This window comes from Blastococcus sp. SYSU DS0973 (assembly GCF_054051055.1).
In genome coordinates this window covers 179,562-204,135 of sequence record NZ_JBJHAN010000002.1, presented here as the reverse complement: position 1 = coordinate 204,135, position 24,574 = coordinate 179,562, and the positions used below count along the sequence as shown (strand labels likewise).

At 75.1% G+C, this 24,574-nt stretch carries 25 protein-coding genes; 10 read left to right on the top strand and 15 right to left on the bottom strand.

What is annotated here, in order from left to right:
* Positions 1-9: 9 nt before the first annotated feature.
* Positions 10-840 carry an SDR family oxidoreductase gene (locus ACI791_RS04785; RefSeq protein WP_456584996.1) on the bottom strand — a complete coding sequence of 277 codons (831 nt, stop codon included), beginning with the start codon at positions 838-840 and terminating at the stop codon, positions 10-12.
* Positions 837-1,832, bottom strand: coding sequence for a Gfo/Idh/MocA family protein (locus ACI791_RS04780; RefSeq protein WP_456584995.1), 996 nt, complete (start codon positions 1,830-1,832; stop codon positions 837-839). The genes ACI791_RS04785 and ACI791_RS04780 overlap by 4 nt, the downstream gene beginning before the upstream one ends.
* Positions 1,833-1,870: 38 nt before the next feature.
* Between ACI791_RS04780 and ACI791_RS04775 the strand changes: the two genes are divergently transcribed.
* Complete coding sequence (locus ACI791_RS04775; RefSeq protein WP_456584994.1) at positions 1,871-2,155, top strand: DUF4031 domain-containing protein; 285 nt, start codon at positions 1,871-1,873, stop codon at positions 2,153-2,155.
* Here ACI791_RS04775 and ACI791_RS04770 read toward each other — a convergent pair.
* The 3 genes from ACI791_RS04770 to ACI791_RS04760 form a co-directional block, all read right to left on the bottom strand.
* Positions 2,112-2,753 (bottom strand): HD domain-containing protein, encoded by a 642-nt coding sequence (locus ACI791_RS04770; RefSeq protein WP_456584993.1) that lies wholly within the window; start codon positions 2,751-2,753, stop codon positions 2,112-2,114. The genes ACI791_RS04775 and ACI791_RS04770 overlap by 44 nt on opposite strands.
* The gene (locus tag ACI791_RS04765) at positions 2,750-4,018 is read right to left on the bottom strand and encodes an ArgE/DapE family deacylase (protein WP_456584992.1); all 1,269 of its coding nucleotides are present in this window, start codon (positions 4,016-4,018) and stop codon (positions 2,750-2,752) included. The genes ACI791_RS04770 and ACI791_RS04765 overlap by 4 nt, the downstream gene beginning before the upstream one ends.
* A gap of 626 nt (positions 4,019-4,644) precedes the next feature.
* Positions 4,645-6,429 carry a DEAD/DEAH box helicase gene (locus ACI791_RS04760; RefSeq protein ID WP_456584991.1) on the bottom strand — a complete coding sequence of 595 codons (1,785 nt, stop codon included), beginning with the start codon at positions 6,427-6,429 and terminating at the stop codon, positions 4,645-4,647.
* A 433-nt stretch (positions 6,430-6,862) separates the two neighbouring features.
* On the opposite strand from ACI791_RS04760, the gene ACI791_RS04755 reads away from it, so the two are divergent.
* Positions 6,863-8,947 carry a DUF222 domain-containing protein gene (locus tag ACI791_RS04755; protein ID WP_456584990.1) on the top strand — a complete coding sequence of 695 codons (2,085 nt, stop codon included), beginning with the start codon at positions 6,863-6,865 and terminating at the stop codon, positions 8,945-8,947.
* A 151-nt stretch (positions 8,948-9,098) separates the two neighbouring features.
* On the opposite strand, the gene ACI791_RS04750 is transcribed toward ACI791_RS04755, so the two are convergent.
* On the bottom strand, positions 9,099-10,784 hold the full coding sequence (locus ACI791_RS04750) for a DNA repair helicase XPB (protein ID WP_456584989.1): 1,686 nt from the start codon (positions 10,782-10,784) through the stop codon (positions 9,099-9,101).
* A gap of 104 nt (positions 10,785-10,888) precedes the next feature.
* On the opposite strand from ACI791_RS04750, the gene ACI791_RS04745 reads away from it, so the two are divergent.
* Positions 10,889-11,389 carry a DUF1648 domain-containing protein gene (locus ACI791_RS04745; RefSeq protein ID WP_456584988.1) on the top strand — a complete coding sequence of 167 codons (501 nt, stop codon included), beginning with the start codon at positions 10,889-10,891 and terminating at the stop codon, positions 11,387-11,389.
* 7 nt (positions 11,390-11,396) lie between these two features.
* Here ACI791_RS04745 and ACI791_RS04740 read toward each other — a convergent pair whose 3' ends face one another.
* Positions 11,397-13,649 carry a helicase-associated domain-containing protein gene (locus ACI791_RS04740; RefSeq protein WP_456584987.1) on the bottom strand — a complete coding sequence of 751 codons (2,253 nt, stop codon included), beginning with the start codon at positions 13,647-13,649 and terminating at the stop codon, positions 11,397-11,399.
* 52 nt (positions 13,650-13,701) lie between these two features.
* On the opposite strand from ACI791_RS04740, the gene ACI791_RS04735 reads away from it, so the two are divergent.
* From ACI791_RS04735 to ACI791_RS04725, 3 genes are all read left to right on the top strand, one after another.
* The gene (locus ACI791_RS04735; protein ID WP_456584986.1) at positions 13,702-14,226 is read left to right on the top strand and encodes a hypothetical protein; all 525 of its coding nucleotides are present in this window, start codon (positions 13,702-13,704) and stop codon (positions 14,224-14,226) included.
* 114 nt (positions 14,227-14,340) lie between these two features.
* Positions 14,341-14,571, top strand: coding sequence for a hypothetical protein (locus tag ACI791_RS04730; RefSeq protein ID WP_269191625.1), 231 nt, complete (start codon positions 14,341-14,343; stop codon positions 14,569-14,571).
* Positions 14,572-14,578: 7 nt separating this feature from the next.
* On the top strand, positions 14,579-16,234 hold the full coding sequence (locus ACI791_RS04725) for an AMP-binding protein (protein WP_456584985.1): 1,656 nt from the start codon (positions 14,579-14,581) through the stop codon (positions 16,232-16,234).
* Here ACI791_RS04725 and ACI791_RS04720 read toward each other — a convergent pair.
* Together ACI791_RS04720 and ACI791_RS04715 are read right to left on the bottom strand one after the other, a co-directional pair.
* On the bottom strand, positions 16,231-16,548 hold the full coding sequence (locus tag ACI791_RS04720; protein ID WP_456584984.1) for a hypothetical protein: 318 nt from the start codon (positions 16,546-16,548) through the stop codon (positions 16,231-16,233). The genes ACI791_RS04725 and ACI791_RS04720 overlap by 4 nt on opposite strands.
* A 52-nt stretch (positions 16,549-16,600) precedes the next feature.
* Positions 16,601-17,368, bottom strand: coding sequence for an endonuclease/exonuclease/phosphatase family protein (locus ACI791_RS04715; RefSeq protein ID WP_456584983.1), 768 nt, complete (start codon positions 17,366-17,368; stop codon positions 16,601-16,603).
* Between the two features lie 20 nt (positions 17,369-17,388).
* On the opposite strand from ACI791_RS04715, the gene ACI791_RS04710 reads away from it, so the two are divergent.
* Complete coding sequence (locus ACI791_RS04710) at positions 17,389-18,012, top strand: hypothetical protein (protein ID WP_456584982.1); 624 nt, start codon at positions 17,389-17,391, stop codon at positions 18,010-18,012.
* A gap of 40 nt (positions 18,013-18,052) precedes the next feature.
* Here ACI791_RS04710 and ACI791_RS04705 read toward each other — a convergent pair whose 3' ends face one another.
* Genes ACI791_RS04705 through ACI791_RS04695 form a run of 3 tightly spaced genes read right to left on the bottom strand, consistent with a single transcriptional unit; the run spans position 18,053 to position 19,240 of the window.
* Positions 18,053-18,517 (bottom strand): hypothetical protein, encoded by a 465-nt coding sequence (locus tag ACI791_RS04705; protein ID WP_456584981.1) that lies wholly within the window; start codon positions 18,515-18,517, stop codon positions 18,053-18,055.
* Between the two features lie 49 nt (positions 18,518-18,566).
* On the bottom strand, positions 18,567-18,884 hold the full coding sequence (locus ACI791_RS04700; RefSeq protein ID WP_456584980.1) for a DUF202 domain-containing protein: 318 nt from the start codon (positions 18,882-18,884) through the stop codon (positions 18,567-18,569).
* Positions 18,881-19,240: a YidH family protein gene (locus ACI791_RS04695; RefSeq protein WP_456584979.1), complete on the bottom strand. Its 360-nt coding sequence runs from the start codon at positions 19,238-19,240 to the stop codon at positions 18,881-18,883. Before ACI791_RS04695 ends, ACI791_RS04700 begins: the two co-directional genes overlap by 4 nt.
* 158 nt (positions 19,241-19,398) lie before the next feature.
* Between ACI791_RS04695 and ACI791_RS04690 the strand changes: the two genes are divergently transcribed.
* Positions 19,399-19,791: a cold-shock protein gene (locus tag ACI791_RS04690; protein ID WP_456584978.1), complete on the top strand. Its 393-nt coding sequence runs from the start codon at positions 19,399-19,401 to the stop codon at positions 19,789-19,791.
* 16 nt (positions 19,792-19,807) lie between these two features.
* Here the strand turns inward: ACI791_RS04690 and ACI791_RS04685 are convergent, their stop codons facing one another.
* Positions 19,808-20,269: a DUF2771 family protein gene (locus tag ACI791_RS04685; protein WP_347059309.1), complete on the bottom strand. Its 462-nt coding sequence runs from the start codon at positions 20,267-20,269 to the stop codon at positions 19,808-19,810.
* Positions 20,266-21,795: an MFS transporter gene (locus ACI791_RS04680; protein WP_456584977.1), complete on the bottom strand. Its 1,530-nt coding sequence runs from the start codon at positions 21,793-21,795 to the stop codon at positions 20,266-20,268. Before ACI791_RS04680 ends, ACI791_RS04685 begins: the two co-directional genes overlap by 4 nt.
* Positions 21,796-21,859: 64 nt before the next feature.
* On the opposite strand from ACI791_RS04680, the gene ACI791_RS04675 reads away from it, so the two are divergent.
* A complete protein-coding gene (locus tag ACI791_RS04675; protein ID WP_347059312.1) occupies positions 21,860-22,672 on the top strand; it encodes a DUF3027 domain-containing protein in 813 nt (270 codons plus the stop codon).
* Between the two features lie 7 nt (positions 22,673-22,679).
* Here ACI791_RS04675 and ACI791_RS04670 read toward each other — a convergent pair whose 3' ends face one another.
* The gene (locus ACI791_RS04670) at positions 22,680-22,901 is read right to left on the bottom strand and encodes a DUF2530 domain-containing protein (RefSeq protein ID WP_456584976.1); all 222 of its coding nucleotides are present in this window, start codon (positions 22,899-22,901) and stop codon (positions 22,680-22,682) included.
* Positions 22,902-23,006: 105 nt separating this feature from the next.
* Between ACI791_RS04670 and ACI791_RS04665 the strand changes: the two genes are divergently transcribed.
* Positions 23,007-24,569, top strand: coding sequence for an NCS2 family permease (locus tag ACI791_RS04665; RefSeq protein WP_456584975.1), 1,563 nt, complete (start codon positions 23,007-23,009; stop codon positions 24,567-24,569).
* Positions 24,570-24,574: the final 5 nt, after the last annotated feature.

Genomic DNA, 24,574 nt, shown 5'->3' with positions numbered 1-24,574 from the left:
GGACGGGCGCTACCCGGTCGGGGCGTCGGCCAGGTGCTGGGCGAACGTGCGCGGTGATCGGCCGAGCAGGTCGGTGAGCACCCGCGGGCTGCCGGTGAACCCGTGCGCGCGGTACCAGTCGAACATCGCGGTGCGGCAGTGACCGGCGTAGGTGCCGTCGTCGCCGGCGGGCGCGTCGACCGCGGCGACGGGGCGCCCCAAGCGGGCGGACAGCAGGTCGGCGACGTCGGGTGCGGTCAGCTCCTCGGGCCCCACGGCCTCGAAGGTGCCGCTGTCCAGCCCGTCGGCCGTGAGCAGCACCGCCGCGGCCTCGGCGACGTCGCGCAGGTCGACGAAGGACTGCGCCTTCTCCAGGCCCCACGGGCTGCGCAGCTCGCCGCTCTCCGCCGCTCCGGCCAGCTGACCGTCGAGGTTGTCGGCGTAGGCGCAGGGCTGCAGCACCCGCCACCGCGCCGCCGTCCCCGCGACGGCGCCGTCGAGGGCCTCCTCGACCAGGTCCTTCGCCGCGTGGTGCGGCATCGCACGGACCTGCGGCCGCAGCACCGAGTGGTAGACCAGCCGGCGCACCCCCACGCGGGCGGCGGCGGTGAGGACCGCGGGGGCGCCGGTGGACTCCGACGGGTCGAAGTTGGGCCAGATCAGGTAGAGGGCGTCCGCGCCGGCGCACGCGGCGGACAGGTCGCCGGTGAGGTCGCCGACGACCACCTCGGCGCCGAGGGCGTCCAGCTGCGGGCGCGGCCGGCGCGAGGGGACGACGGCGCGCACCTGCTTCCCGCGCGCCAGCAGGGCACGGACGACGGCGGTGCCGGTGGAGCCGCCGGCGGCGGTCACGACGATCACAGGACGTCGACCGCCTCGGCGTGCCGGACGCCGAGCTGCTCCCCAGCCTGGCCCAGCACGTCCTGCACGACGAGCGTGTCGGCCAGCGGCATGACGGCGCTCTCGGTCCGGCCCGCCCGCAGGCAGTCGGTGACCTCGATCAGCTCGTGTGCGTACCCGGTGCCGGCCGGGGGCTTCGTGATCGTCTCGGGCTCGGTGCCGGTGCGGTGCAGCACGAACGTCGCCGGGTGGTGGAACCGGGGGAGGACGTCGATCCAGCCGGTGGTGCCGAACACCCGGGCCTGCCCCGGCAGGGCGTTGCGCAGCGAGGTGGTGAGCGAGGCCGTGCGGCCGCCGCCGAAGTCGAGGAGCAGGGCAGCGTCGGCGTCGGCCCCCGAGGAGAACAGCGAACCGGCGGCGACGACACGCTCCGGCGTCCCGAGCAGCATCTGGGCGAAGGAGACGACGTAGACGCCCAGGTCGAGCAGCGCGCCACCGCCGAGCTCCATGGCGAAGAGCCGGTCGGCGGGGTCGTACTCGCGCGCGACGCCGAGGTCGGCCTGCACGGAGCGCACCTCCCCGATGGCGCCGTCGGCGATGAGCTCGCGTACCGCGACGACGGCCGGCTGGAACCGCGTCCACATGGCCTCCATGGCGAAGACGCCGGTCTCCCGGGCCAGGTCCACGACCTCGAGGGCGCCGGCGGTGGTGGCGGTGAACGACTTCTCCACCAGCAGCGCCTTGCCGGCGCGCAGCGCGGCCAGCGCGAGCGCGTGGTGCTGCGGGTGCGGGGTGGCGAGGTACAGCACGTCGACGTCCGGATCGGCGATGATCGCCGCGTAGGAGCCGTGCGCCCGCTCCACGCCGTGCCGGGAGGCGAAGGCGTCGGCCCGCTCCTGGGACCGCGACGCCACCGCCGCGACCCGCGCGCCCGGCACGTGCGCGAAGTCGTGCACCACGTTCTCCGCGATGCGGCCCGGTCCGACGACTCCCCAGCGGATCTCTTCGCTCACCGGGCAGACGCTAGTCGGGGCGCGGCAGACTGCCTCCCGTGGCCGTGCTGATCGACTCCCCGGTGTGGCCCTGGCGCGGCCGCCGCTGGTCCCACCTGGTCAGCGACGTCAGCTACGAGGAGCTGCACGCCTTCGTCGCGGCGGAGCTGGGCATCCCGCGGCGGGCCTTCCAGGGCGACCACTACGACATCCCCGAGGACCTGTACGACGTCGCGGTCGCGGCGGGAGCGCAGCCGGTCGAGTGCCGGGAGCTGCTGCAGCGCCTGCTCGCGGCCGGGCTCAGGCTCCGGAAGCCCCGTCGGCCCGCTGCCTCAGCAGGGTGAGCTCCGCGCTCAGGTTCGCGCGGGCGAGCGGCTCCCACTCCGCGGCGGCGGGCAGCCGGTACAGCCGGGGCAGCGCGAGCAGCTGCTCCAGCACGGCGATCCGCCCCGCGGTGAACGTCTCGTCGTCCAGGTGCCCGTACTCCGCGCGGACGGCCGACGCGTAGCCCGCGTAGGCCGCCGGCGGGCTGGCCAGCACCGCCAGGTCGGCGTCGCAGAGCGCCGCGCCGGCGGCGTCGCCCGGTGCCACGTCGTGGCCGGCGGTGAGCAGCACCAGCCGGACCACCTCCTCGACCCGCTCGTCGGGGACCAGCCCGCGCAGTCCCGCGCGGGCGCGGTCGGCGCTGGTCTGCTCGTTGTCGCTGCGCCGCGGGTCGTAGACCACGTCGTGGTACCAGGCGGCCAGCCGCACGGCGTCGGGGTCGGGGACGTCGGCGACCAGCCGCTCGACCAGGCCGAGGACCGCCGCGAGGTGTGCCAGGTCGTGGTACCGGCGGTGCGGCTCGCTCCACGCGGCGACGACGGCGGCCCACTCGGTGCGCGAGGTGGGGGAGTCGCCGGCCAGCGCGGCCCAGGCCTCGAAGCCGACCGGGCCGCTCACCGGAGGACCCCGCACGTGCGCAGCGCGAGCAGGGCGAACGCGCGGGCGGCGGTGACCAGGGCGGCCACGGGTACCGACTCCAGCGGCCCGTGCGCGAGGTGCAGGTCGCCCGGGCCGTAGTGCAGCGTGGGGATGCCCGCGGCGGCGTACAGCCGCAGGTCGGTGCCCGCGGCGATGGCGCGCTCGGCCGGCTCGGCGCCGCCGGCGTCGACCACGGCGGACCTGACCGCGGGCAGCAGCGGGGAGCCGGCCGGCAGCTCGCCGCTGGCGAAGGCGCCGCCGGTCCAGGTCAGCCGCACCGGGTGCGCGGCCAGCCACGGGTGCGCCGCGCAGACCTCGGCCAGCCGCGCCTCGAGCGCCGCCCTCGCCGTCTCCAGGGGTTCACCGACCCGCACCCCGTACCGGCCCTCGGCGACCAGCCGGTCCGGGACGGAGCTGGCCCAGTCGCCCGCCTCCACCCGGCCGATGGAGATGCCGTGCGGGAAGCGGGCCTCGCCGAAGCGCGGATCGGCGTCGCGCTGCCGCTCGGCCTCGAAGGCGATCAGCGCCGCGTGCACGTGGGCGAAGAGCTCCACGGCGCTGACGCCGCGGTCGCGCATGGCGGCGTGCGCGGCGTGGCCGCTCACCTCCAGCCGGAAGGTGAGGGCGCCGCCGTGCGCGGTGACGACGGCCCCGGCCGTGGGCTCGGGGATCACGCACAGCTCACCGGTGTGCCCGCGGCGGAGCGTCGCCCAGGCGCCGAGGCCGCCGTCCTCCTCGCCGACGACGCCGTGCAGCGCGAGCGGCCGGGCCAGCCGCACCCTCGTCGTCCGGAGGGCGTGCACGGCGGCCAGCGAGGCGACCACGCCGGCCTTCATGTCACAGGCGCCGCGTCCGTGCACGGCGCCGCCGCTGAGCCGGGGGACGAAGGGGTCGCCCGCCCACAGGTCGCGGTCACCGGGCGGGACGACGTCGGTGTGGCCGGAGAGGATCAGCGCGGGCAGACCCTCGCCGCCCGTCGTTCCTACGACGCCCCACGCCTCGGTGCGCACGACCTCCTGACCAGGGGCGTGGGGGGCGCTCGCGGCCTCGGCCAGGTCGATCGGCCACCGGTCGACGTCGCAGCCGAGCTCGTCGAGCCAGTCGCCGAGCAGGTGCTGCACCTCGCTCTCGGCGGCGCTCCCGCCGACCGACGGGACGGCGATCATCGCGCTCAGCCGCTCCACCGCCCACTGCTCGTCGACGGCGGACAGCACGCGGGCCTCGACGGCGGTGAGGTCGGCCATGCGCCGGAGTCTGGCACGCCTCGCCGGAGCCTTCCGGGGCGCGGCGCCGGCGTGCGGGGGGACCTCGGACCGGCGCGGATGTCCAGGCTGGGCAGACCGCCGCGAAGAAGGCGGCCGGCTGGTCTCCCGCCTCGACCACGATGCTCACCACCGCCGACCGCTACGTCGTCCCGGTGCACCACCGCCTGCCCGAGCCCGCTGGCCGGCCTGGTCATCGCGTCAGCGTCCACGGTCGACTCCGCACGCAGGGTCAGCGCGGATCGAACTGAAAAGTCCTGCCGGACGGGTGTCGGCCCGGGGTGCGCGGGTAGCCTCGAAGGCGTCCGGGCCGGGTGCATCGTGCCCCCGGGTGCCATTTGGTTACGCCTTCACGGACTACCGCCCCGACCTCGGTCGGGGGCCTGGAGCCGCGTTGTGCATCTCGCCGCGAGGCGGCCGTCATCCGGTCCGGACCTCACTTCCCGATCGGCCCACCCTCAGGGTGCGGCCGATCGTCGTGAGGGGCGCTCGGACCCCGTGCGGGGGACAGGACTGCCTGATCGCCCGATGCCCGGACTGCCGTCGCAGCACGGGGCGAGCGGTCGCACGAGGCCGTCGCCCTCACCGCCCAGCAAGGGTCGCTCCACCTAGAGCATCGTGCGCAGGCGCTCCCGGCGCGCGCGGAGCACGTCGACCGACGCCGATGCCGACGGCGGGCCGGGCACCGACTGGCGCAGCTGGGTGTGCACCACGGCCTGCGGCTGCGAGGTGCGCGCCGCCACCCGGTTGACCAGCCGGTTGATCTCCCGGCGCAGCTCCGCGGCGTCGCGCCAGGAGCGGCCGGAGTCGTCCTCGTCGGGGTGGTCCTCGACGACCATGAAGTCGTCGCCGTCGGTCCGGTGCCTCTGTGCGATCCGCACCCGCAGCTCGTCGTCCCGCCTGGCCAGCAGCGACGCCGTCTGCTCCGGGGTGAGCAGGCCGGGGATGCCGAGGAAGTCCTCCTCCTCGGGCGCCACGAGCGCGGGGCGGCCCTCGCCGGTGTGCGCCGTCCCGCCGTGGAGGACGTGCGCGAAGCGGGCGTCGGCCTCCAGGGCCTCCCACTGCTTCATCTCGCCCTCGCGCGGCTCCCGTGGCGGCAGGTCCAGCGCCTCGAGTTCCTCGTCGGGCTGGGTCCTGGGCGGCGGCATCACGTGGTTGCGCTGCTCCTCCATGGACGCGGCCAGCGACAGCAGCGGGCGGACGGCGGGGAGGAAGACCGTCGCCGACTCGTGCGAGGCCCGGGAGCGGACCACGCGGCCGACGGCCTGGGCGAAGAACAGCGGCGTCCGGTAGGAGGTCATCCAGGCCAGGACGGCGGCGCGCGGGACGTCGACGCCCTCGGAGATCATCCGCACGCAGACGGCGATCCGGGCGCCGCCCTTGTTGAACTTCTCGATCTTCTTCGATGCCTTCGGGTCGTCCGACAGGATCAGCTCCGGTGCCTTGCCGGTCACCCGGCGCACGATCTTGGCGTAGTCACGGGCGTCGTCCTGGTCGCTGGCGAGGATCAGCCCGGCGGCGTCGGGCATGCCGCCCTCCTCGCGCAGGTGCGTGATCCGGTCGTCCATCGCGGCGATGACGTGCGGCACCCACTGGCCCTTGGGGTCCAGCGCGGTGCGCCAGGCCTGCATCTCCACCGACTTGGTGCCGGCCTCGCTCAGGGACGCGGCGACGACCTCGCCGGCGGAGTTCCGCCAGCGCGAGGTGCCGGTGTACGCGGCGAAGACGACGGGGCGGACGACGTTGTCGGCGAGCGCCTCCTTGTAGCCGTAGGTGTAGTCGGCCCGGCTGACCAGGCCGATCCCGCCGGCGCCGTCGTCGCCCTCGAAGACGTCCTCCTCGTAGCGGACGAAGGGGATGCGCTCGTCGGGCTTGGTGCGGAACGGCGTTCCGGTGAGGCAGAGCCGGCGGGCGGCCATGCCGTACGCCTCCTCGACCGCCTCGCCCCACGAGAGGCCGTCGCCGGCGTGGTGCACCTCGTCGAGGATCACCAGCGACTTCACGGCCGTGGAGCGGGCGGCGTGCAGCATCGGCTTGCCGGCGACCTGCGCGTAGGTGGTCACGTAGCCCTGCGTGCCGGCGCGGACCGGCCCGACGGCGTTGGTCAGGTTCGGGTCGAGGACGATGCCCATCGCGTCGGCGGCCTCGGCCCACTGCAGGCGCAGGTGGTCGGTCGGGCAGACGACGACGACGCGGGCGACCTCGCGGCGGGACAGCAGCCGGGCGGCCAGCGTCAGGGCGAAGGTCGTCTTGCCGGCGCCCGGCGTAGCGGTGACCAGGAAGTCCTTGGGGGAGGCCTCCTCGTACTGGCCGAGGGCGGCCTGCTGCCATGCCCGGAGCGGTCGGCTGGTCGTCTGCGGGGCCCGGGCCGCCGCTGCTGCTGCAGTCGCCATGTCGGGGCCCATTCTGGTCGGCGACCGGGCAACACGCCCAACGGGGCCCTCCCGCGCGCCGCCGCCACGGCCCCGTATGGAGGCGGTCGCGCACGCCGGTGACCAGCGGCTTCGCTCGAGGCCCGACGGCGGTATGGCGCGGATCACCGGCGTGCCGGACCGACCCGTCACGTCACGCCGGTCACGCCCGACGCACGGGTCAGGGCAGCCCCGGGAGGAGCTCGCCCAGCGTCACCGGGAGGTCCCGCAGCCGCACGCCCGGCTGCTGGCCCGGCGCGCTGCAGATCACCGCCGGCGACCGGCGCGATGAGGTGCTCATGGGCCTGGACTGGAGGCGGCGCGCGCCCCGACCCGGCCCTGCGCCCGCCCGACTCGTCCCCGCTCCTGCCCGGGTCGGTGAGAACTGTCGGTGATCGAACATACGATCGATCCCGTGGAAGACGCCGCCCCGACGACCGGTGCACCGCCGCGCGCGCCGTCGGCGGGCTGGGCGTCCGGGCCCCTCGGTGGGGTGCAGGCCGCCGACCGGGAGATCGCCCGGCAGACCGCACTGCGGGCGCGGGCGGTGGCCGAGTTCGCCGCCACCCGGCCCGCGTCGACCGATCGGCAGCCGGGGGAGCCGGGTGCCATGAGCGGCGAGCGCCGGGCGTCCCGGCCCGAGGTGCTCGCCGACGTCAGCGAGTGGGCGGCTCAGGAACTCGTCGTCGCGCTGTCGATCTCGTCGCAGGCAGCGGAGGCGCTGCTCGCCCGGTCGCTCATCCTCGTGCACCGGCTGCCGCGCACGCTCGACGCCCTGGAGGCGGGTGCGATCCACGGCGGGCACCTGTGGCCGATGCTCGGCTCGGTCGCGCCGATCGCCGACGCGACGGTCCGCGCGGAGGTCGAGGCCGAGTTGCTGGGCTGGGCGGTCGGGCGGGTCACCACGCCGGCCCAGCTGGGTGACAAGGCGCGGCGCCTGGTGCTGCGGCGGGACGCCCGCGACGCCGCCGACCGGCTGCATCGGGCGTTGCGCCGACGCGGGGTGTCGGTGCGGCCCGACACCGAGGACGGGATGGCGGTGCTGAGCGCCCTGCTCACGGTGCCGGAGGCGCAGGCGCTGCTCGACGCCCTGGGCCGCTGTGCCGACGAGCTCGCCGGCCCGGACGACCAGCGCACCCGCGGCCAGAAGATGGCCGACTGCCTGCTCGACCTCGTGCTGCGGCCCGGCGAGAACGGCCTGCCGCCCGTGCAGGCGCAACTCACCGTGGTCGCCGGCGTGCGCACCCTGCTGGGTGGCGACGAACCGGGGGAGATCGGCGGGCAGCCGGTCCCGGCGGAGATGGTCCGCGCCCTCTCCCGCGCCCTCGGGCTGCTGCCCGATCCCGCGCCGCCCGGGAGGTGGCCAGGCGTGCCGCCGGGTGCCCGGCCGGCGGACCCGAACCGGATCGAGGCGCCGGGAGCGAGCGACGAGGAGGCCCTCGCCGACTGGTGGACGGCCACCGAGGCGCGGGTCCTCGAGGAGTGGGGCGGCGAGGACGATCCGTCACCCGAGGAGATGGCCCGGTACTGGGCGGAGGGCGCTCGCTGGGAGCGGATGCCCTCGGCGGCCGACCTCAAGATTCTGGACGACCCGGAGCCACCGGACGACCCGGGGCCACCGGACGACGCCCCCTCGCCGGACCACGCGCTGGACCCCATGCCCGACGAGGCGCTCGGTTTCTGGTCCGACCGTGCGCCCGATACCTCGCCCGAAGACGTGATCGACCATGCGCCCGAGGAGGATCCCGCTCCAGGCATGGCCGCAGGGCCCGGAGCGAGCAGCTGGGCTGCGGCGGACCGTGCCGTCGAGTCGGCGGGTGCGGTGCTGCTCGATCTGCAGCGGGCGGTCGGCCGTGCCCAGTGCGCGGTGACGGCGGCGCAGCGCCTCGACGCCGGCGACGAGGACGCATGGCAGCGCGGCCCGGCAGGGCAGGTGTCCGCTGCGCCCGACGCGCTGGCCGCGCTCCGCGTCGCCAGCGTCGCGCAACGGACCGCGCTGACCTCCCTGCTCGACGCGACGGCCGGCGGCGGCCTGGTGGACTGCCCCCGGGTCGCGGTCGTCGCCGAGCTGGCCGGCGCCCTCCTGGCGCTGACCGGCAGCCGGGAGCTGCGGCGGCTGGCGCACTGTGGCGCCGCGAGCTTCCGGCGCGACCCGGCCGGGTGCGACCACGACCTCGCCGGGCGACCCGGGATCGGCCCGCCATCACCCACCGACGGCTACCGCCCCAGCGCACCGCTGGACCGCTACGTCCGTGCCCGCGACCGCCGGTGCCGGTTCCCCGGCTGCCGCCGTCCGGTGCCACGCGGTGGCGAGCTCGACCACGACCGGCGGTGGCCCGACGGCGAGACGAGCGCGGCGAACCTTCTCGGCTACTGCACGTCCCACCACCGCGGAAAGCACCAGGCGCCCGGGTGGAGGCACCACCTGGCCGCCGACGGCACGCTGACGGTGACGAGCCCGACCGGCCTGGTGGCGAGCACCTCGCCACCGCCCTACTGAGGCGTCGACGGCACCACGGTCCGGCCGCATGGCGCGCTGCGTCACCGTCGCGCCCGGGGCGGAGGCCCCGCAGGCGGTGGCCCGGGTGGAGGGTGTGGTGCCGGTGGGCTTCGTCGATCAGCTGCCGACCGGCACCCGGTGACGCGAGGGTTCAGTCCGCGGGCTCGTCCACCCAGTCGGGGCCGTTGACCTCGCCCGGGCCGGCCAGGTCGGCGGCGTCGACGATCGTGTAGGCGTAGCCCTGCTCGGCGAGGAAGCGCTGCCGGTGCGCGGCGTACTCGCTGTCGAGGGTGTCGCGGCTGACCACCGTGTAGAAGTGCGCCTGCCGGCCGTCGGCCTTCGGGCGCAGCACCCGGCCGAGCCGCTGGGCCTCCTCCTGCCGGGAGCCGAACGTCCCCGACACCTGCACCGCGACGGCGGCCTCGGGCAGGTCGATGGAGAAGTTGGCGACCTTGGAGACGACCAGGGTCTTGATCTCCCCGGTGCGGAACGCCTGGAAGAGCCGCTCCCGCTCCTTGTTGGTGGTCGAGCCCTGGATGACCGGGGCGTCGAGCGCGGTGCCGAGCTCCTCGAGCTGGTCGAGGTAGGCCCCGATGACGAGCTTCTGCTCGTCGGGGTGGCGCTCGAGCACCCGCCGGATCACCGGCAGCTTCGACTGCGCGGTGGCCGCGATCCGGTACCGCTCCTCGGGCTCGGCGACGGCGTAGGTCATCCGCTCCTCGTCGTCGAGCGAGACCCGCACCTCGATGCACTCGGCCGGCGCGATGTAGCCCTGCGCCTCGATGTCGCGCCACGGGGCGTCGTACCGCTTGGGGCCGATCAGCGAGAACACGTCGTCCTCACGCCCGTCCTCGCGCACCAGCGTCGCGGTCAGCCCCAGCCGGCGGCGGGACTGCAGGTCGGCGGTCAGCCGGAAGATCGGCGCCGGGAGGAGGTGCACCTCGTCGTAGACGATCAAACCCCAGTCCTGGGCGTCGAACAGGTCCAGGTGCCGGTACTCGCCCTTCCGGCGGGTGGTGATCACCTGGTAGGTCGCGATGGTGACCGGCCGGATCTCCTTGCGCTCACCGGAGTACTCGCCGATCTCGTCCTCGGTCAGCGACGTGCGGGCGATCAGCTCGCGCTTCCACTGCCGCCCCGCGACGGTGTTGGTCACCAGGATCAGCGTGGTGGCCTTCGCCTCGGCCATCGCCGCGGCGCCGACCAGGGTCTTCCCCGCGCCGCAGGGCAGCACGACGACGCCCGAGCCACCGGCCCAGAAGCCCTCGACGGCTTCCTGCTGGTAGTCGCGCAGGTGCCAGTCGGCCTGGTCCAGCTCGATCGGGTGGGCCTGGCCGTCGACGTAGCCGGCCAGGTCCTCGGCCGGCCAGCCGACCTTCAGCAGGGCCTGCTTCAGCCGGCCGCGCTCCGACGGGTGGACGACGACGGAGTCGGAGTCGATCCGCGCGCCCAGCATCGGGGCGACCCGCTTGGAGCGGATGACCTCCTCCAGCACCGCGCGGTCGGTGGTCGTGAGCACCAGCCCGTGCACCGGGTTGTTGGCCAGCGTCAGCCGCCCGAACCGGTCCATCGTGTCGGCGACGTCGACCAGCAGCGCGTGCGGCACCGGGTAGCGGGAGTACCGCACCAGGGCGTCGACGACCTGCTCGGCGTCGTGCCCGGCCGCCCGGGCGTTCCACAGCGCGAGCGGTGTCACCCGGTAGGTGTGCACGTGCTCGGGGGAGCGCTCCAGCTCGGCGAACGGCGCGATCGCCGACCGGCAGTCACGGGCCAGCGGGTGGTCGACCTCGAGCAGCAGGGTCTTGTCCGACTGCACGATGAGCGGACCGTCGTTCACGCATCACTCTTTCCGTCGCGGGAGGTGCCGGGCGCGAGCCGCCGCACCGGACCATCCACCGTAACCCCGTGCAGACCCCGGACCTTCCCGCCTAGGTTGCTCCCATGGGCCGCCCGCGCACGTGGTTCGCCGCCTCCGCGGTGCTCTACGCCGCCGTCTGGGCGTGGTCCTGGACCCGGCTGCCGGAGCGGGTGCCCACCCATTTCGCCGCCGGCGGCGAGCCCGACGACTGGAGCAGCCGGGCCGCCGCGCTGTGGTTCAGCGGGCTGCTCGGCCTCGGCATGGTCCTGCTCTTCGCCGGCCTGGTCCAGCTCGTACGGCGGGCTCCGGCGGCGATGGTGGACGTGCCACACCCCGAGTACTGGAAGCGGCCGGAGAACCTCGGCCGGCTGCGGGAGATCGCCGTCGCGGATCTCTGGCTGCTCGGCGCCTGGACGCTGCTGCTGCTCACCGCCGTCGACTGGCTGGTCGTCCGGGCCGCGACGGCGGAGGACCCTGCCCTGGGCCCGTGGCCGCTGCTCCTGGTGGGCGGCTACCTCGTCGTCGTCCTGGGCCGGGTGGTGTGGATGGTCACCCGCCGCTACGCGGTGCCGGAGAACGGCTGACCCGGGCTCAGACCGCGTCGTCGGGCTCGACGAGGGCGACCGAGGTGATCCGGTGCACGGCGAACGTGCGGTTCTCCCCGCGCCGCTCGTCGTAGCCGGAGAGGAAGCCGCCGGCCAGCGACACCGGCTGCACCACCCGCTGGCTGCCGCTGCCCTGGGCGTCGACGTAGCCCAGCCACACGGGCACGCCCTCGCGGACCGCGCGGGACAGCAGTTCCAGCGTCGACGCCGTCGTCACGCCGGGCACCTGGCGCACCGCCTCGCCGCGGCGGGCGGCCAGCGCGGCGTCGCCCGCGCGGATCTCGCGGACCGTGGCGTCCAGGTCGTCGGCCGAGAGCGGACGCGGCGCCGGATGCGACTCGCTGCCGGTCCGGCGGCCGGCGGCGCGGGGCCGGGCCGGCGGGCGGGTGAGGACGGCGCCGCCCGGGTTCTCGCCGGCCGGCGCGTAGCCCGCCTCGCGGAGCACCGTGAGCACCTCGTCGGCGCCCAGCGCGCTGACCAGCACGCCGGGTGCCAGCCGGCGCAGCTCGGCGGCGGCGGTGCGGCGGTCGTTGAGCACCTGGGAGAGCAGCCCGTGGTCGTCCGAGCGCACGTACGACTCGATCGCGCCCACCCGCAGCCGCCCGTGCTGGCGCGCGACGTCGTCGACCAGGTAGTCCAGGGCCTGGGGCACCGGCGTGCGTGACGCGCGGGCGAAGAAGTCGTGCAGGTCCGAGGCCGACCACCCGGCGTCGAGCGCGCGGCGGATCGAGGACTCCGAGACCCGGAACACCGTCGCACCGCCGGAGGACTCGACGTCGGCGATGACGGACAGGGTGTCGGCCAGCTCCGCGACCAGGGGACCGGGGGCGATCAGCGAGAGGTCGGGCTGGGCGAGCACGTGGTCGACCGGCTCGGGCAGCAGCCCCCGCATGCCGTCCGCGGCGCCGTCCTCGCCCGCCGCGAGCAGCCCGCGGCCGGCGGTGGAGAGCACCCCGGACACCAGGACGCCGAGCCGCGCGGCCTCGGTGAGCATGTCGGGCACCGGGGCGAGCCGGTCGGCCCGGCGCGGGGTGCGCCAGCGCAGCAGCGCGGTCAGGTCCTCCGGCGCCAGCCCGGAGCCCGGGGGCTGCTCGGCGAGCACGGTGAGCGCCGCGCGGCGGATCGCCGGTGCGGTGTGCCGCACCAGGTCGGGGGAGAGCGCGTTGGCCGCCTTCCCCGCGAGGTCGCGCACCCCGACCAGCGAGGGCAGCCGCACGCACTCCAGCCAGCCGGCGGCCAGCACGGCCCAGCGGTCGGCGAGGTCCTGCTCCCGCCACAGGTCGTAGGCGCGGGTGGGCAGCCACTCGTCGCGGTGCGGCCCGCCGACGTCGAGCAGCCCGCCGGCGTTCGCCAGCTCCAGCAGCCAGGCCGCCTCCGGTTCCGTCACGTGCAGCGCACGCGCCAGGCGCTTCTGGTCGCGCACGCCCACGCCGCCGCTGCGCAGCAGCCCGGCGGGCTCCTCCTCGAGCAGCGCGAGCAGCTCGCCGATCCGGCCGACCGCCTCCAGCGCGGCGCCCGCGGCCCGGCGATCGAGCACCGCGCGGTCCTGGGTGACGACGTCCGGCTCGGGCCGGTGCCGCGGCGGGCCGTAGGGCCGGTCGCCGCGCAGCAGCAGGCCGATCTCGCGGGGCAGCTCGACGTTCAGCGCGTCGATGCGGGCGAGCAGGCCCCGCTGCAGCAGCCGGCGGGCCGGCGTCGCCGAGCCGTTGGCGGGCGCGTCGGGGAGGTGGCCCACCGGCCGGTCGCCGGCCAGCTTCTCCAGGACGGCGCGCTCCTCGGGGGCGAGCTCGGCCACCGCGGCGGGGAGATCGGCGGGCAGCTGCACGCGCAGGTCGAGTGCGCGGCGCCCCAGGCCGGCGGGGTGCCGGACGGCGCGGCGCACCGGGTCGGGGGCGTGCAGCAGGTCGTCGCCCCACAGGAGCGCCCGGGTGGTGAGGATTTCGACCGCGCCGGTGAGGACGTCGTCGGCCACCTCGGGCAGGGCGGCGATCAGCTCGTCGGGGGCCATGCCGTCGGTGGGTGCGAGCAGCACCACGTCGAGCACCTGGAGGGTGGTGGCGTCCAGCTCGTCGAGCGCGCGGTCGACCGACACCGGCACCGCCAGGCGGCTGGCCAGCGCCACGACGTCGGAGGGGGCGGGGCGGGCGACGTCGGGCCGGGCCACCAGCAACGCGCGCAGCTGCTCGTCGCTGCGGGTGCGCAGCCAGGCGGCGAGCGTCGCGGGGGCTTCCGTGGACATCCGGTCCACGCTACGTCGCCGACCGCGCCGGTGCTGCTGCCAGCATGGGTGCATGCACCCGGCGAGTGATGATCCGCAGACCAGGACGGCCCTCGCCGCGTACCAGGTGGGTGCCCTGCGCTGGCTCGGGGGCGGCGTGATCGCCATCGTCCTGGGGGCCCTGCTCGGTGCCGCCGCGGTGTCGGCCGCGGGTGAGGACGGTGGGCGCATCCCCGGGGCCGGGCTCGCCGTCATCGCCCTGGTGGCAGGCGGGCTGGCCGCCGTGGTCGCGGGGGCCGGCGCGCTGCTGCGCACCCGCCGCTGGGCGCGGGCCCTCGCGGGCGCTCCCTGGCGCACCGGGACGCTGCGGATCGCCGGCCCCGCGCTGCTGGCGTTCGAGCCGGCGGGCTACGACGAGCTGAGCGGCGAGCCGGTGCGGCTGCGGCTGCTCAGCACCGCTGTCTGGCGCACCCGGGCGGTGCAGGCCCTCGACGGCGGCACCGTGCAGGCCGCACCGGTCGGCGGCGGCCGGTGGGTGCTCACCGCCGACGGCGCGGGCACCGTCTATGGCGCGCGCGAGGTGGCCCGGCCGCGCTGAGCGCGACACCGGCCACCCCTCCCGGGGCGGGCGTGCGCCTCCCGGGCGGGATCGGCCAAGATGAGGGGGAGCGGTGCACCGTGCGGTGCACCCGGTACCGCACACGGAGGCGTCATGGCCAAGCGCAACGAGAAGCACGCGCACCTCGTGGAACCCACCTGGGGCGAGTCCGAGGACGGCGGTCCGCCGCTGACCGAGCTCTCGGCCTCGGTCGCCGGAGGGTTGTCGCCGTTCGGGCAGGACCACGACTTCCCGCTCCCGGCCGACCGGCTGCGCTACGCCCACCCGACGGACAAGCCGAACCGGGCCGGCGTGCAGACCCCCGAGGGCCGGCGCCGGCGGTGAGCGAGCGATGAGCGCACCCGCGCTGCCGTCCTACAGCAGCGGAACCTCGACCATCCCCCTGCTCGGGGACACCATCGGGGCGAACCTCGATCGGACGACGGCGCGGGTGGGCGACCACGAGGCGCTCGTCGAGTGCGCCTCCGGCCGCCGCTGGACCTATCCACAGCTGGTCGACGACGTCGACGCCTGCGCACTCGGCCTGGACGCCCTCGGCGTCCGGAAGGGCGATCGGGTGGGCATCTGGGCCCCCAACTGCGCCGAGTGGGTCTTCGTCCAGTACGCGACGGCCAAGCTCGGCGCGATCCTGGTCAACATCAACCCGGCCTACCGCACCCACGAGCTCGGCTACGTGCTGAAGCAGGCCGGCATCTCCGTGCTGGTGAGCGCGCCGGAGTTCAGGACCAGCGACTACCGCGCCATGGTCGGCGAGGTCCGCGGTGAGTGCCCCGCCCTGCGCGAGGTCGTCTTCCTCGGCTCGCCGGAGTGGGCGCGGCTCGTGGCGACCGGCCGGGCGGGTGACCGCGGGCTCCTCGCCCGGCGGGAGACGGAGCTCTCCGCCGACGACGCGATCAACATCCAGTACACCTCGGGGACGACGGGCTTCCCGAAAGGCGCCACGCTCACCCACCACAACCTGCTCAACAACGGCTTCTTCGTGGGCGAGGGCTGCGGCTACACCGAGGCCGACCGCGTCTGCATCCCGGTGCCCTACTACCACTGCTTCGGCATGGGCATGGGCAACCTCGGCGCCACCTCGCACGGCGCGACGATGGTCATCCCGGCGCCCGGCTTCGACCCCGCGCTGACGCTGCATGCCGTCCAGGACGAGCGGTGCACCTCGCTCTACGGCGTCCCCACGATGTTCATCGCCGAACTGGGCCTGCCCGACTTCGCCGACTACGACCTCTCCAGCCTGCGCACCGGCATCATGGCCGGCTCGCCGTGCCCGGTGGAGGTGATGAGGCGGGTGGTCAGCGAGATGGGCATGACCGAGGTGACCATCTGCTACGGGATGACCGAGACCTCACCGGTCTCCACCCAGACCGGCGCCGACGACGACCTGGAGCGCCGCACCGCGACGGTCGGGCGGGTGCACCCGCACCTGGAGGTGAAGGTCGTCGACCCGGCGACGGGGCTGACCGTGCCGCGCGGGACGCCGGGGGAGTTCTGCACCCGCGGGTACTCGGTGATGCTCGGCTACTGGAACGAGCCGGAGAAGACCGCCGAGGTCGTCGACCGTGCCCGCTGGATGCACACCGGCGACCTCGCCGTCATGGACGACGCCGGCTACCTGAACATCGTCGGCCGGATCAAGGACATGGTCATCCGCGGCGGGGAGAACGTCTACCCGCGGGAGATCGAGGAGTTCCTCCACACCCACCCCGACGTCGTCGACGCGCAGGTGATCGGCGTTCCCGACGAACGCTACGGCGAGGAGCTCATGGCCTGGGTCCGGCTGCGCGAGGGAGCCGAGCCGCTCACCGCCGAGACGCTGCGGGTGTTCTGCGCCGGCCGGCTGGCGCACTACAAGGTGCCGCGGTACGTGAAGGTCGTCGACGACTTCCCGATGACGGTCACCGGCAAGATCCGCAAGGTGGAGATGCGCCAGGTGTCGGTCGAGGAGCTGGGGCTGCAGGAGGTGGCGGCGATCCGGAACGCTTAGGCGTTCACCTTCGACGACGACGACGACGGCGCGAGCCGGACGATCAGCGTGGAGATCAGGCTGCCCGCGACGACCCAGATCACCGCGGCCAGGGCGGCGTTGACCGCCTCGGCGATCCTCGGGTCCGACGGCGTGAACAGGTCCTCGGTGAACCAGCCGAACGAGTTCCGCCAGCCGGCGGCGAACTCGACCAGCGGGTTCGCCGGGTTCGCCTGGAACAGCACGAACACCGCGTGCACCACGAGGACCGCGGCGATGACCGCGAACACCACGCGCACGATGCTGGCGACGAGCGACAGGATCCGGGCGGCCATGCGGATCATGATCCCACCCGGTGACGACGCTCCGCGACCGGGCGTCCGCAGGTCAGCCCGCCTCGACGGGCACCACGAGCGCCCGGTGGTCCGACAGCGGCAGGCGGACCGCCTCGGCCGGGCCGCTCGCGCGGAGGGCCCCGCGCACCAGCACGTGGTCCAGCTGCCGGGTCGGCCGGGGCGCCGGGAAGGTGTCGGCCGTGGCGATCGGCGTCAGCCTGCTGTTCCGGGCGGCGGCGCGCTGCTGCATGTTCAGGTCGCCCATCAGCACCAGCGGCTCCCGCGTGCCCTCGAGCGAGCGCACCAGGGTGCGCAGCTGCCGGCCGTTCCAGCGCGGGATGAACGACAGGTGGGTGTTGCAGACGGTGAACTGGCCGAACGGGCCGTCCAGCACGGCGGCCACGGCCACCCGCGGCTCGTCGCGGGCCAGGAACGGCCGGCGGGAGTCCGGCGACCACAGCGGCACGCTGACCTGCAGCGGGGCCAGCCGGACCACCCGCCAGGAGACGACGGGGTGACGCGACAGCAGGGAGATGCCGTAACTGGCCGATCCGGGCTGCTCGTCACCGGTGGCGGCCATCCAGGTGCCACCGGGCGTTCCGGAGAGGGCGGCGACGAACTGCGAGTCCACCGCGCCCATCGCCTCGGCCGCGACGGCGGTGAGGTCGGCGCCGAGCGACCGCGGCTGGTCGCGATCGACCTCCTGCAGGCCGAGGACGTCGGCGTCCAGCGCCTTCACCGCCGCGGCGAGCCGGTCGACGTCGACCCGGCCGTCGTCGAGGGAGCGTCCGTGCAGGAGGTTGAAGGTCGCGATGCGCACGGGACCTCCATAGCCGCGCAGTGGCCCGATACACCGTGCACATCCCGCCCGATGCGGGTAGCAGCACCGTCGTGCCGCATCCCGAGGAGCTCCGTGAGGACGTCCGCGACCTGCTCAAGCGCACGGGCGTCGCGCTCAAGCAGGCCGGGGTCCCGTTCGCGCTGTGCGGCGGCTACGCCGCGTGGATGCGGGGCGCGCCCGAGCCCGACCACGACGCGGACTTCCTCGTTCCGGCAGCCGAGGCCGAACGGGCCGCCAAGGCGCTGGCCGACGCCGGCCTGGAGGTGACCGACCCGGCCGAGGACTGGCTGCTCAAGGTGGTGCGCGGCGACGTCTTCGTCGACGTCCTGTGGCGCACCTGCGGCCGGCCCGTCGAGGCCGACCTGATCGAGCGGGCCGACCTCATGCCGGTGCTCTCGGTGGAGATGCCGGTCCTCGCCGCCACGGACATCCTGGCCGGCAAGCTCATGGCGCTCGACGAGCACTACTGCGACTTCGCCCGGCTGCTGCCGGTGGCCCGGGCGATGCGCGAGCAGGTCGACTGGCCGCTGGTGGCCCGCGAGGTGGCCGGCAATGACTTCGCCGTCGTCTTCCTGGCCCTGCTGGACCGGCTGGGCATCGTTCCCGACGTCGTCCCCCGATGACCTCCGCGGCCGCGCGGGTGGCGGGCCCCCTCGGTCCGGTCTACCGCACCGGGTCCAGGACGCGGTCGAACACCGCACCGGTCGCCTGTGCCTGCACGTACTTGTCCACGACGTCGACCACCAGGTCCCTCGCCGACCACCGCAGCGGGTGGTACAGACCCAGGGCGGTGTTCAGGGCCACGTCCCCGGCGTAGACGACGGCGAACACGGCGTTGACCGCGCGCTGGCCCCGCAGCGCCCGGGCGGCGGCGACGCCGTAGGCCGCCCCCCACACGGCCCCCAGCGCGACGTGGGTGAACCGGTTCAGCCGTCGGCGACCCTCGGGCGACCGCGGGCGCACGGGGGTCACCTCCTCGGCGAGCTGGGCCGGGGCGTAGCTGTCGCCGCGCCCGGTGAGGGGCATCTCCACGAGCCGCTGGAACCCCGTCATCACGACGGTTCCGGCCAGCCCGGCGACGACGCCCCGCACGATCAGGTCTCCGGTCGACACCTGCTGCTTCCGCATGGGAGTCGGTGTACCCCGGCCATCGGACCCGACACGGGTGGGACCGGACTCAGCCCGGGACGAGCACGGCGACGGCGGCGGCGAGCGCGGTGAGCACCACCACGCCGGTCGCCGCCAGGGCCGGCACCGACGTGGTCACCGCCCGGCCACCGGCCACCCGGTCCTGCACCTGCCGGTAGCGCGCCGGGGCCAGGCCGCCGAGCACCCCGAGGCCCAGCAGCGCCGCCAGCCCGGCCACGACGAGCAGCGCCGGGTGCCCGACCTCGAGCGCGCGGTGGCCGAGCAGCGCGGCGACGGCCAGCACGCCCAGGCCGGTGCGCTGCCAGGCCAGCGCAGTGCGCTCGGGCTGGGTCTCCACCGGCGTCACCCGCGCATCACCTCGACGCCGACCAGCACGCCGACCACGACCACGACCGCGGCCACCGCGGCAGCGATCGCGGGCACGACGTGACTCGACGGGAGCGCCCGCCCCGCGGCGATCGCCGCCTCGTTGCCGCGCCACCGGCGGTAGCCGGCCAGCGCGGTGCCCAGCCCGATCAGCACGAGGGCCAGGGCCACCGCGGCGCTGCCCCAGCGCACGCCCAGGTCGGGGGCGTAGGTGGCGACGGCGACCCCGCCGGCGACCAGGGCCAGCCCGGTCCGCAGCCAGGCCAGCAGCGTGCGCTCGTTGGCGAGGGTGAACCGGTAGTCGGGATGGTCGGGGCCGTCGGCGCGCTCGGGCACCGGCCCAGGGTAGGGACGGCGGCGCGCGTCCGCCGCAATCGGCAGGTCGGGGGTGCGTCGCGGCGGCTAACCTGTGCAGCGGGTGGAGCGTGCCGCCCGTCCTCGTCGTCCGACCGGCCCGCGGGCCCCGCCATACCGAGAACTGAGGGAAATCCACCGTGCCCACCGGCAGAGTGAAGTGGTTCAACGCGGAGAAGGGGTTCGGGTTCCTGTCCCGCGAGGACGGTCCCGACGTCTTCGTGCACAAGGACGCGCTCCCCGCGGGTACCGACCTCAAGCCCGGTCAACGCGTGGAGTTCGGCATCGTTGCCGGCCGCCGCGGTGATCAGGCGCTGCAGGTGCGGCTGCTGGACCCGCTTCCATCGGTCGCCGCCACCGTGGCGGCGAAGAGCCGCAAGAAGCCCGACGAGCTGGTGCCGATCATCGAGGATCTGATCAAGCTCCTCGACGACGTGTCCGAGGGCCTGCGCCACGGCCGCCACCCCGAGCGCGGGCACGCCCGCAAGGTCGCCTCGGTGCTGCGCGCGGTCGCCGGCGACCTGGAGGGCTGAGTTCCGCGGGGGACGTTCAGCCGGTCAGGTCGCCCCCGGCACGCAGGAAGCCGATCGGCCAGGCGCCGGTGAACTCGCCGCAGTCGCCACCCTTGTCCTCGACGACGACGAGGTAGAACGCGGGCGGGACGACGTCGGAGGAGCTGATCTCCGCGAACGTCTCCGTGCCCGCCGGGACGTCGACCTCGCCGATCACCTCCTGCAGCGACTCGTCGAACACCTGCACCTGCCAGCCGCGCTCGGCGATCGGCTCGGGGACGGTCAGCGAGATGGCGGTGCCGGGGGAGACCTCGACCACCGGGGGCGTGGTCGCGTAGCGCTGCCCCTCGCCGTCCAGGCAGTACTGGGTCGGCCGGGCGGTCACGTCCTGGCTCCCGGCCTGCACCCGGACGTCGCCGGGGGTGTCGGGCTCGCTCGCGCAGGCGGCCAGGGAGCCGGCGGCGCAGAGGGCGAGCAGGGACGCGGTCGGCCTTCTCACGTCCACGACGGTCCCACCGGCGTCGTCGGCGCGTCCGGGGACCCCGTCGCCACCAGCGGCGTGCGGCTGCGGTAGAGGGTCCACAGGACCAGCCCGACGGCGAGCGCGAGCAGCGCCGCGGCGACGGTGAACCCGATCCAGCCGGTGGGCGGCAGCGCGATGCCCAGCGCCCCGCCGACGACCCAGGCCAGCTGCAGCATCGTCTCCGACCGGGCGAAGGCCGAGGCCCGTAGGGTCTCGGGCACCTCGCGCTGGATGATCGCGTCCAGGGACACCTTGCCGAGCGCGTTCGCGACGGCGGACACGGCGGCCACCACCACCGCCATGCCGAAGCCGTAGAACACCGCGGCGAGGACGGTGACCACCGTCGCGCCCGAGGCCGCCCACAGCACCAGCCGGTCGGGTGCGGCGGTGTGCAGCCGGGAGCCGACCGCCGTTCCGGTGAAGCTGCCGGCACCGGCCGCGATCGCGAGGGCCCCCAGGGCGAGGGTCGCCTCCCAGCCGTCGGCGAAGGTCGCCTGCACCAGGAACGCCATGAAGATCGTGAGGAACCCACCCAGCCCGCGGAGGGCCGCGTTGACCCGGAGCGCGAGCACCACGTGCCGGGTGACCCGGCGCCGTCGGCCGGGCAGCGGGATCTCCGTGGTGGTGAGCACGTCGGCCGGCTCCTCCCCGGTGGGGACGTCGACGTGCGGGGGCAGCCGGACGGCGAGCACCGCGCCGGTCAGGAACACCGCGGCCGTCGCCCACAGCTCCCAGTCGAAACCGACGAGCGCGGCGACCCCGGCGGCGAGCCCGCCGGCGACCCCGGCGGTCGCCAGGCCGAACACCGACAGCCGGGCGTTCGCCGAGGTCAACGACATGGGGCCGGGCAGCACGCGGGGCACCACGGCGGCCCGCAGCACGTTGTGCGCCTTGGAGAGCACCAGCACCCCGAGCGCCGCCGGGTACAGCCAGAGGTCGTCGAAGTGGGCGGCCATCACCAGCGCCAGCACCGCGCGGCCGCCCAGCGAGACGCCCATGGCCCACCGCCGGCCGCGCTGCAGCCGGTCCAGCGCCGGCCCGATGACCGGGGCGAGGAGGGCGAACGGGGCCATCGTCACCAGCAGGTAGAGCGCGACGTTGCCGCGCTGGGCGTCGGTCGTGGCGGCGAAGAAGAGCGTTCCGGCGAGCGAGACGGCGATCATCGCGTCCCCGGCCATGTGCAGGGCGTTGACCCACAGCAGGTGCGTCAGGCCGCTCTCGCCGGCACCGTCGGCGCGGCTGGCCGTCCGCACCTTCCGCGCCGCGGCGACGGTGAGCTCACGGCTGCGTGCGGCGGCGACGCGGGTGACCGTGAGCTTGGCCGGTCCGGCCGCCGCCGGGCCCGGCGGCGGGGTCGCCGACGGAAGCGGCCGGGTCTGCGCCCGCGCGACGTCGAGGGGTGCCGTGCCGACCCGGTCCGGGTCGGCGGGCACCGACCGGCGGGACAGCCGCGACCGCCGGGGAGCGCCGGGCGGACGACGGGATGCGGACACGATCGCCATGGTGCCGCACCGACCCGGGAGTCCGGTCGGAGCCGGACGCGGGGTCGTCCGCCACAATGGGTGGGTGTCCGAGTCCTCCGCAGCAGCCCGGCCCGCCTCCGCCGCGGTCGACCCGCTGACCGCCGCGATCGAGCCTGCCCGAGCGGCCGCCGTCGAGACGGCCGGCGACGCCGACGCAGTCGGCGAGCACCTGGGCGCCACGCCCGAGACCATCCCCTCCGGCGAGGCCGGGTCCTCCCTGGGTGAGGTGCTCACCCACACCTTCGCCAGCCGGCTGCCGGGGTACGTCGGCTGGCACTGGGCGGTCACCATCGCGCGCGTTCCGGGCGAGGACCGGATCACCGTGGACGAGGTGGTGCTGCTCCCCGGTGACCAGGCGCTGCTGGCGCCCGCCTGGGTGCCGTGGCACGAGCGGCTGCGCCCGGGCGACCTGTCGGTGGGCGACGTCCTGCCGGCCACCGAGGACGACCCGCGGCTGGCGCCGGCGTACACGGTCGACGACGACTCCGCCGACGACCCGGAGGGCCGGGTGGTCGCCGGGGAGATCGGCCTGGGCCGGGAGCGGGTGATGTCCCGGGAGGGCCGGTCCGAGGCGGTGTCCCGCTGGAGCGCAGGGGAGTTCGGCCCGACGTCGCCGATGGCGCGGCAGGCACCCGGCCCGTGCGCCACCTGCGGTTTCTACCTCCCGCTGGCCGGGTCGTTGCGGCAGACGGTCGGCGCCTGCGGCAACGCCTACTCCCCCGGCGAGGGGCGGGTGGTCACCGCCGACTACGGCTGCGGCGCGCACAGCCAGGCCACGCTGGTGGTCGTCCAGGACACCGAGGTGGTGACCTCGGCCCGCTACGACACCTCGGAGTACGACGTCCTGAGCGACTGACCGCGGCTCAACCGCGGTCGCGGTCGCGGTGCTGCAGCTTCATGACGCCCAGGCCGAGCACCGCCAGCCCGATGGCGGCGACGCAGGTCCAGGTCCACATCCGGTCCACGCGGTCGCCCAGGAGCAGCAGCACGACGAGGGCCACCGCCCACAACCCGGTCCCGGCCAGCACGACGCGGGCGGTGTCGACGTGCAGCGGCGGCGGGGCCTGCTTGAGTGGACCGGGCACGAGGGCACCCTAGATCGTCGCTGGGACACGGGGGGACGTGCCCGGCGCGGCCGTGTGGCACGCTGTCGCCGCTCGTTGGCCACCCGCACCGCCCGGAGAGTCCGCATGCCCCAGCAGTCCCGTCCCTCCGGTGGCGCCAGCGCCTCGGGCGCCCCGGCAGACGGCGGCACCCCGGCCGACGTCTCGGCCGGCACCCCGACGCCGCGACGCAGCGAGGGCCCGCGGTCCAGGCCGAAGAACGGCCTGGACCGGTACTTCGAGATCAGCGCCCGCCGCTCGACGGTCACCCGCGAGGTGCGCGGCGGTCTCACCACCTTCTTCACGATGGCCTACATCGTGGTGCTCAACCCGATCATCCTGACCAGCATCGCCGGGCCCGACGGCACGCCGGGCGCCGACGTCGAGGGCACCGTGCTGCCTTTCGGCTCCATCGCCGCGGTCACCGCGCTGCTCGCCGGTGCGCTGACGCTGCTCATGGGGATCGTCGGCCGCTACCCGTTCGCGCTGGCCACCGGCCTGGGCATCAACGCGCTGGTCGCCGTCTTCGCCGCCACGCAGCTCTCCTGGCCCGAGGTCATGGGCCTGGTCGTGCTCGAGGGCCTGCTGATCACCGTGCTCGTGCTCACCGGCTTCCGCAAGGCCGTCTTCGAGGCCATCCCGGCCCAGCTGAAGACGGCGATCGCGGTCGGCATCGGCTTCTTCCTCGCCATCATCGGGCTGGCGGACGCCGGCATCATCCGCCCGGGGAACCCGCTGATCAGTTTCGGCATCGGCGGGCAGCTGGCCGGCTGGCCGATGCTCGTCTTCGTCGTCGGCCTGCTGCTGAGCAGCCTGCTGGTCGTCCGCAAGGTCAAGGGCGCGCTGCTCATCGGCATCGTGGCGACGACGGTGCTCGCGATCGTCGTCGAGGCGATCGCCGAGGTCGGGCCCCGCTTCGGGGCCGACGGCGCGGAGAACGAGCGCGGCTGGGCCCTGCAGGTGCCGGCGCTGCCCGAGGACGTCGTCGGCAGCCCCGACTTCTCGCTGCTGGGCAACTTCTCGCTGTTCGGCGGGTTCGAGCGGATCGGCGTCCTCGCCGCCCTGCTCATCGTCTTCTCGATCATGATCGCCGACTTCTTCGACACGGTCGGCACGGTCACCGCCGTCGGGGCCGAGGGCGGCATGCTCGACGAGAAGCGCAACCTGCCGCGGTCGCAGCCGGTCCTGCTGGTCGACTCGCTGGCCGCCGCCGCGGGTGGCGCCGGCAGCGTCTCGTCGAACACCACCTACATCGAGAGCACCGCCGGTGTGGCCGACGGCGCCCGGACCGGGCTGGCCAGCATCGTCACCGGCCTGCTCTTCCTGGTCGCGGTGTTCTTCACCCCGCTGGTGGCCGTGGTCCCCTCGGAGGCCGCCGCCCCGGCGCTGGTCATCGTCGGCGCGCTGATGATCAGCCAGATCAAGCACCTCACCTGGGACGACATGTCCCTGGTCATCCCCGCGTTCCTCACCATCGCGCTGATGCCGTTCACCTACTCGATCACCAACGGCATCGGGGCCGGCGTCATCAGCTTCGTCCTGCTCCGCGTGGCGGTGGGACGGCGCCGGGAGATCCACCCGCTGATGTGGGTGGTGGCCGCGATGTTCCTCGTCTACTTCGCCCTCGAGCCGCTGCAGCAGCTCTTCTGAGCGGC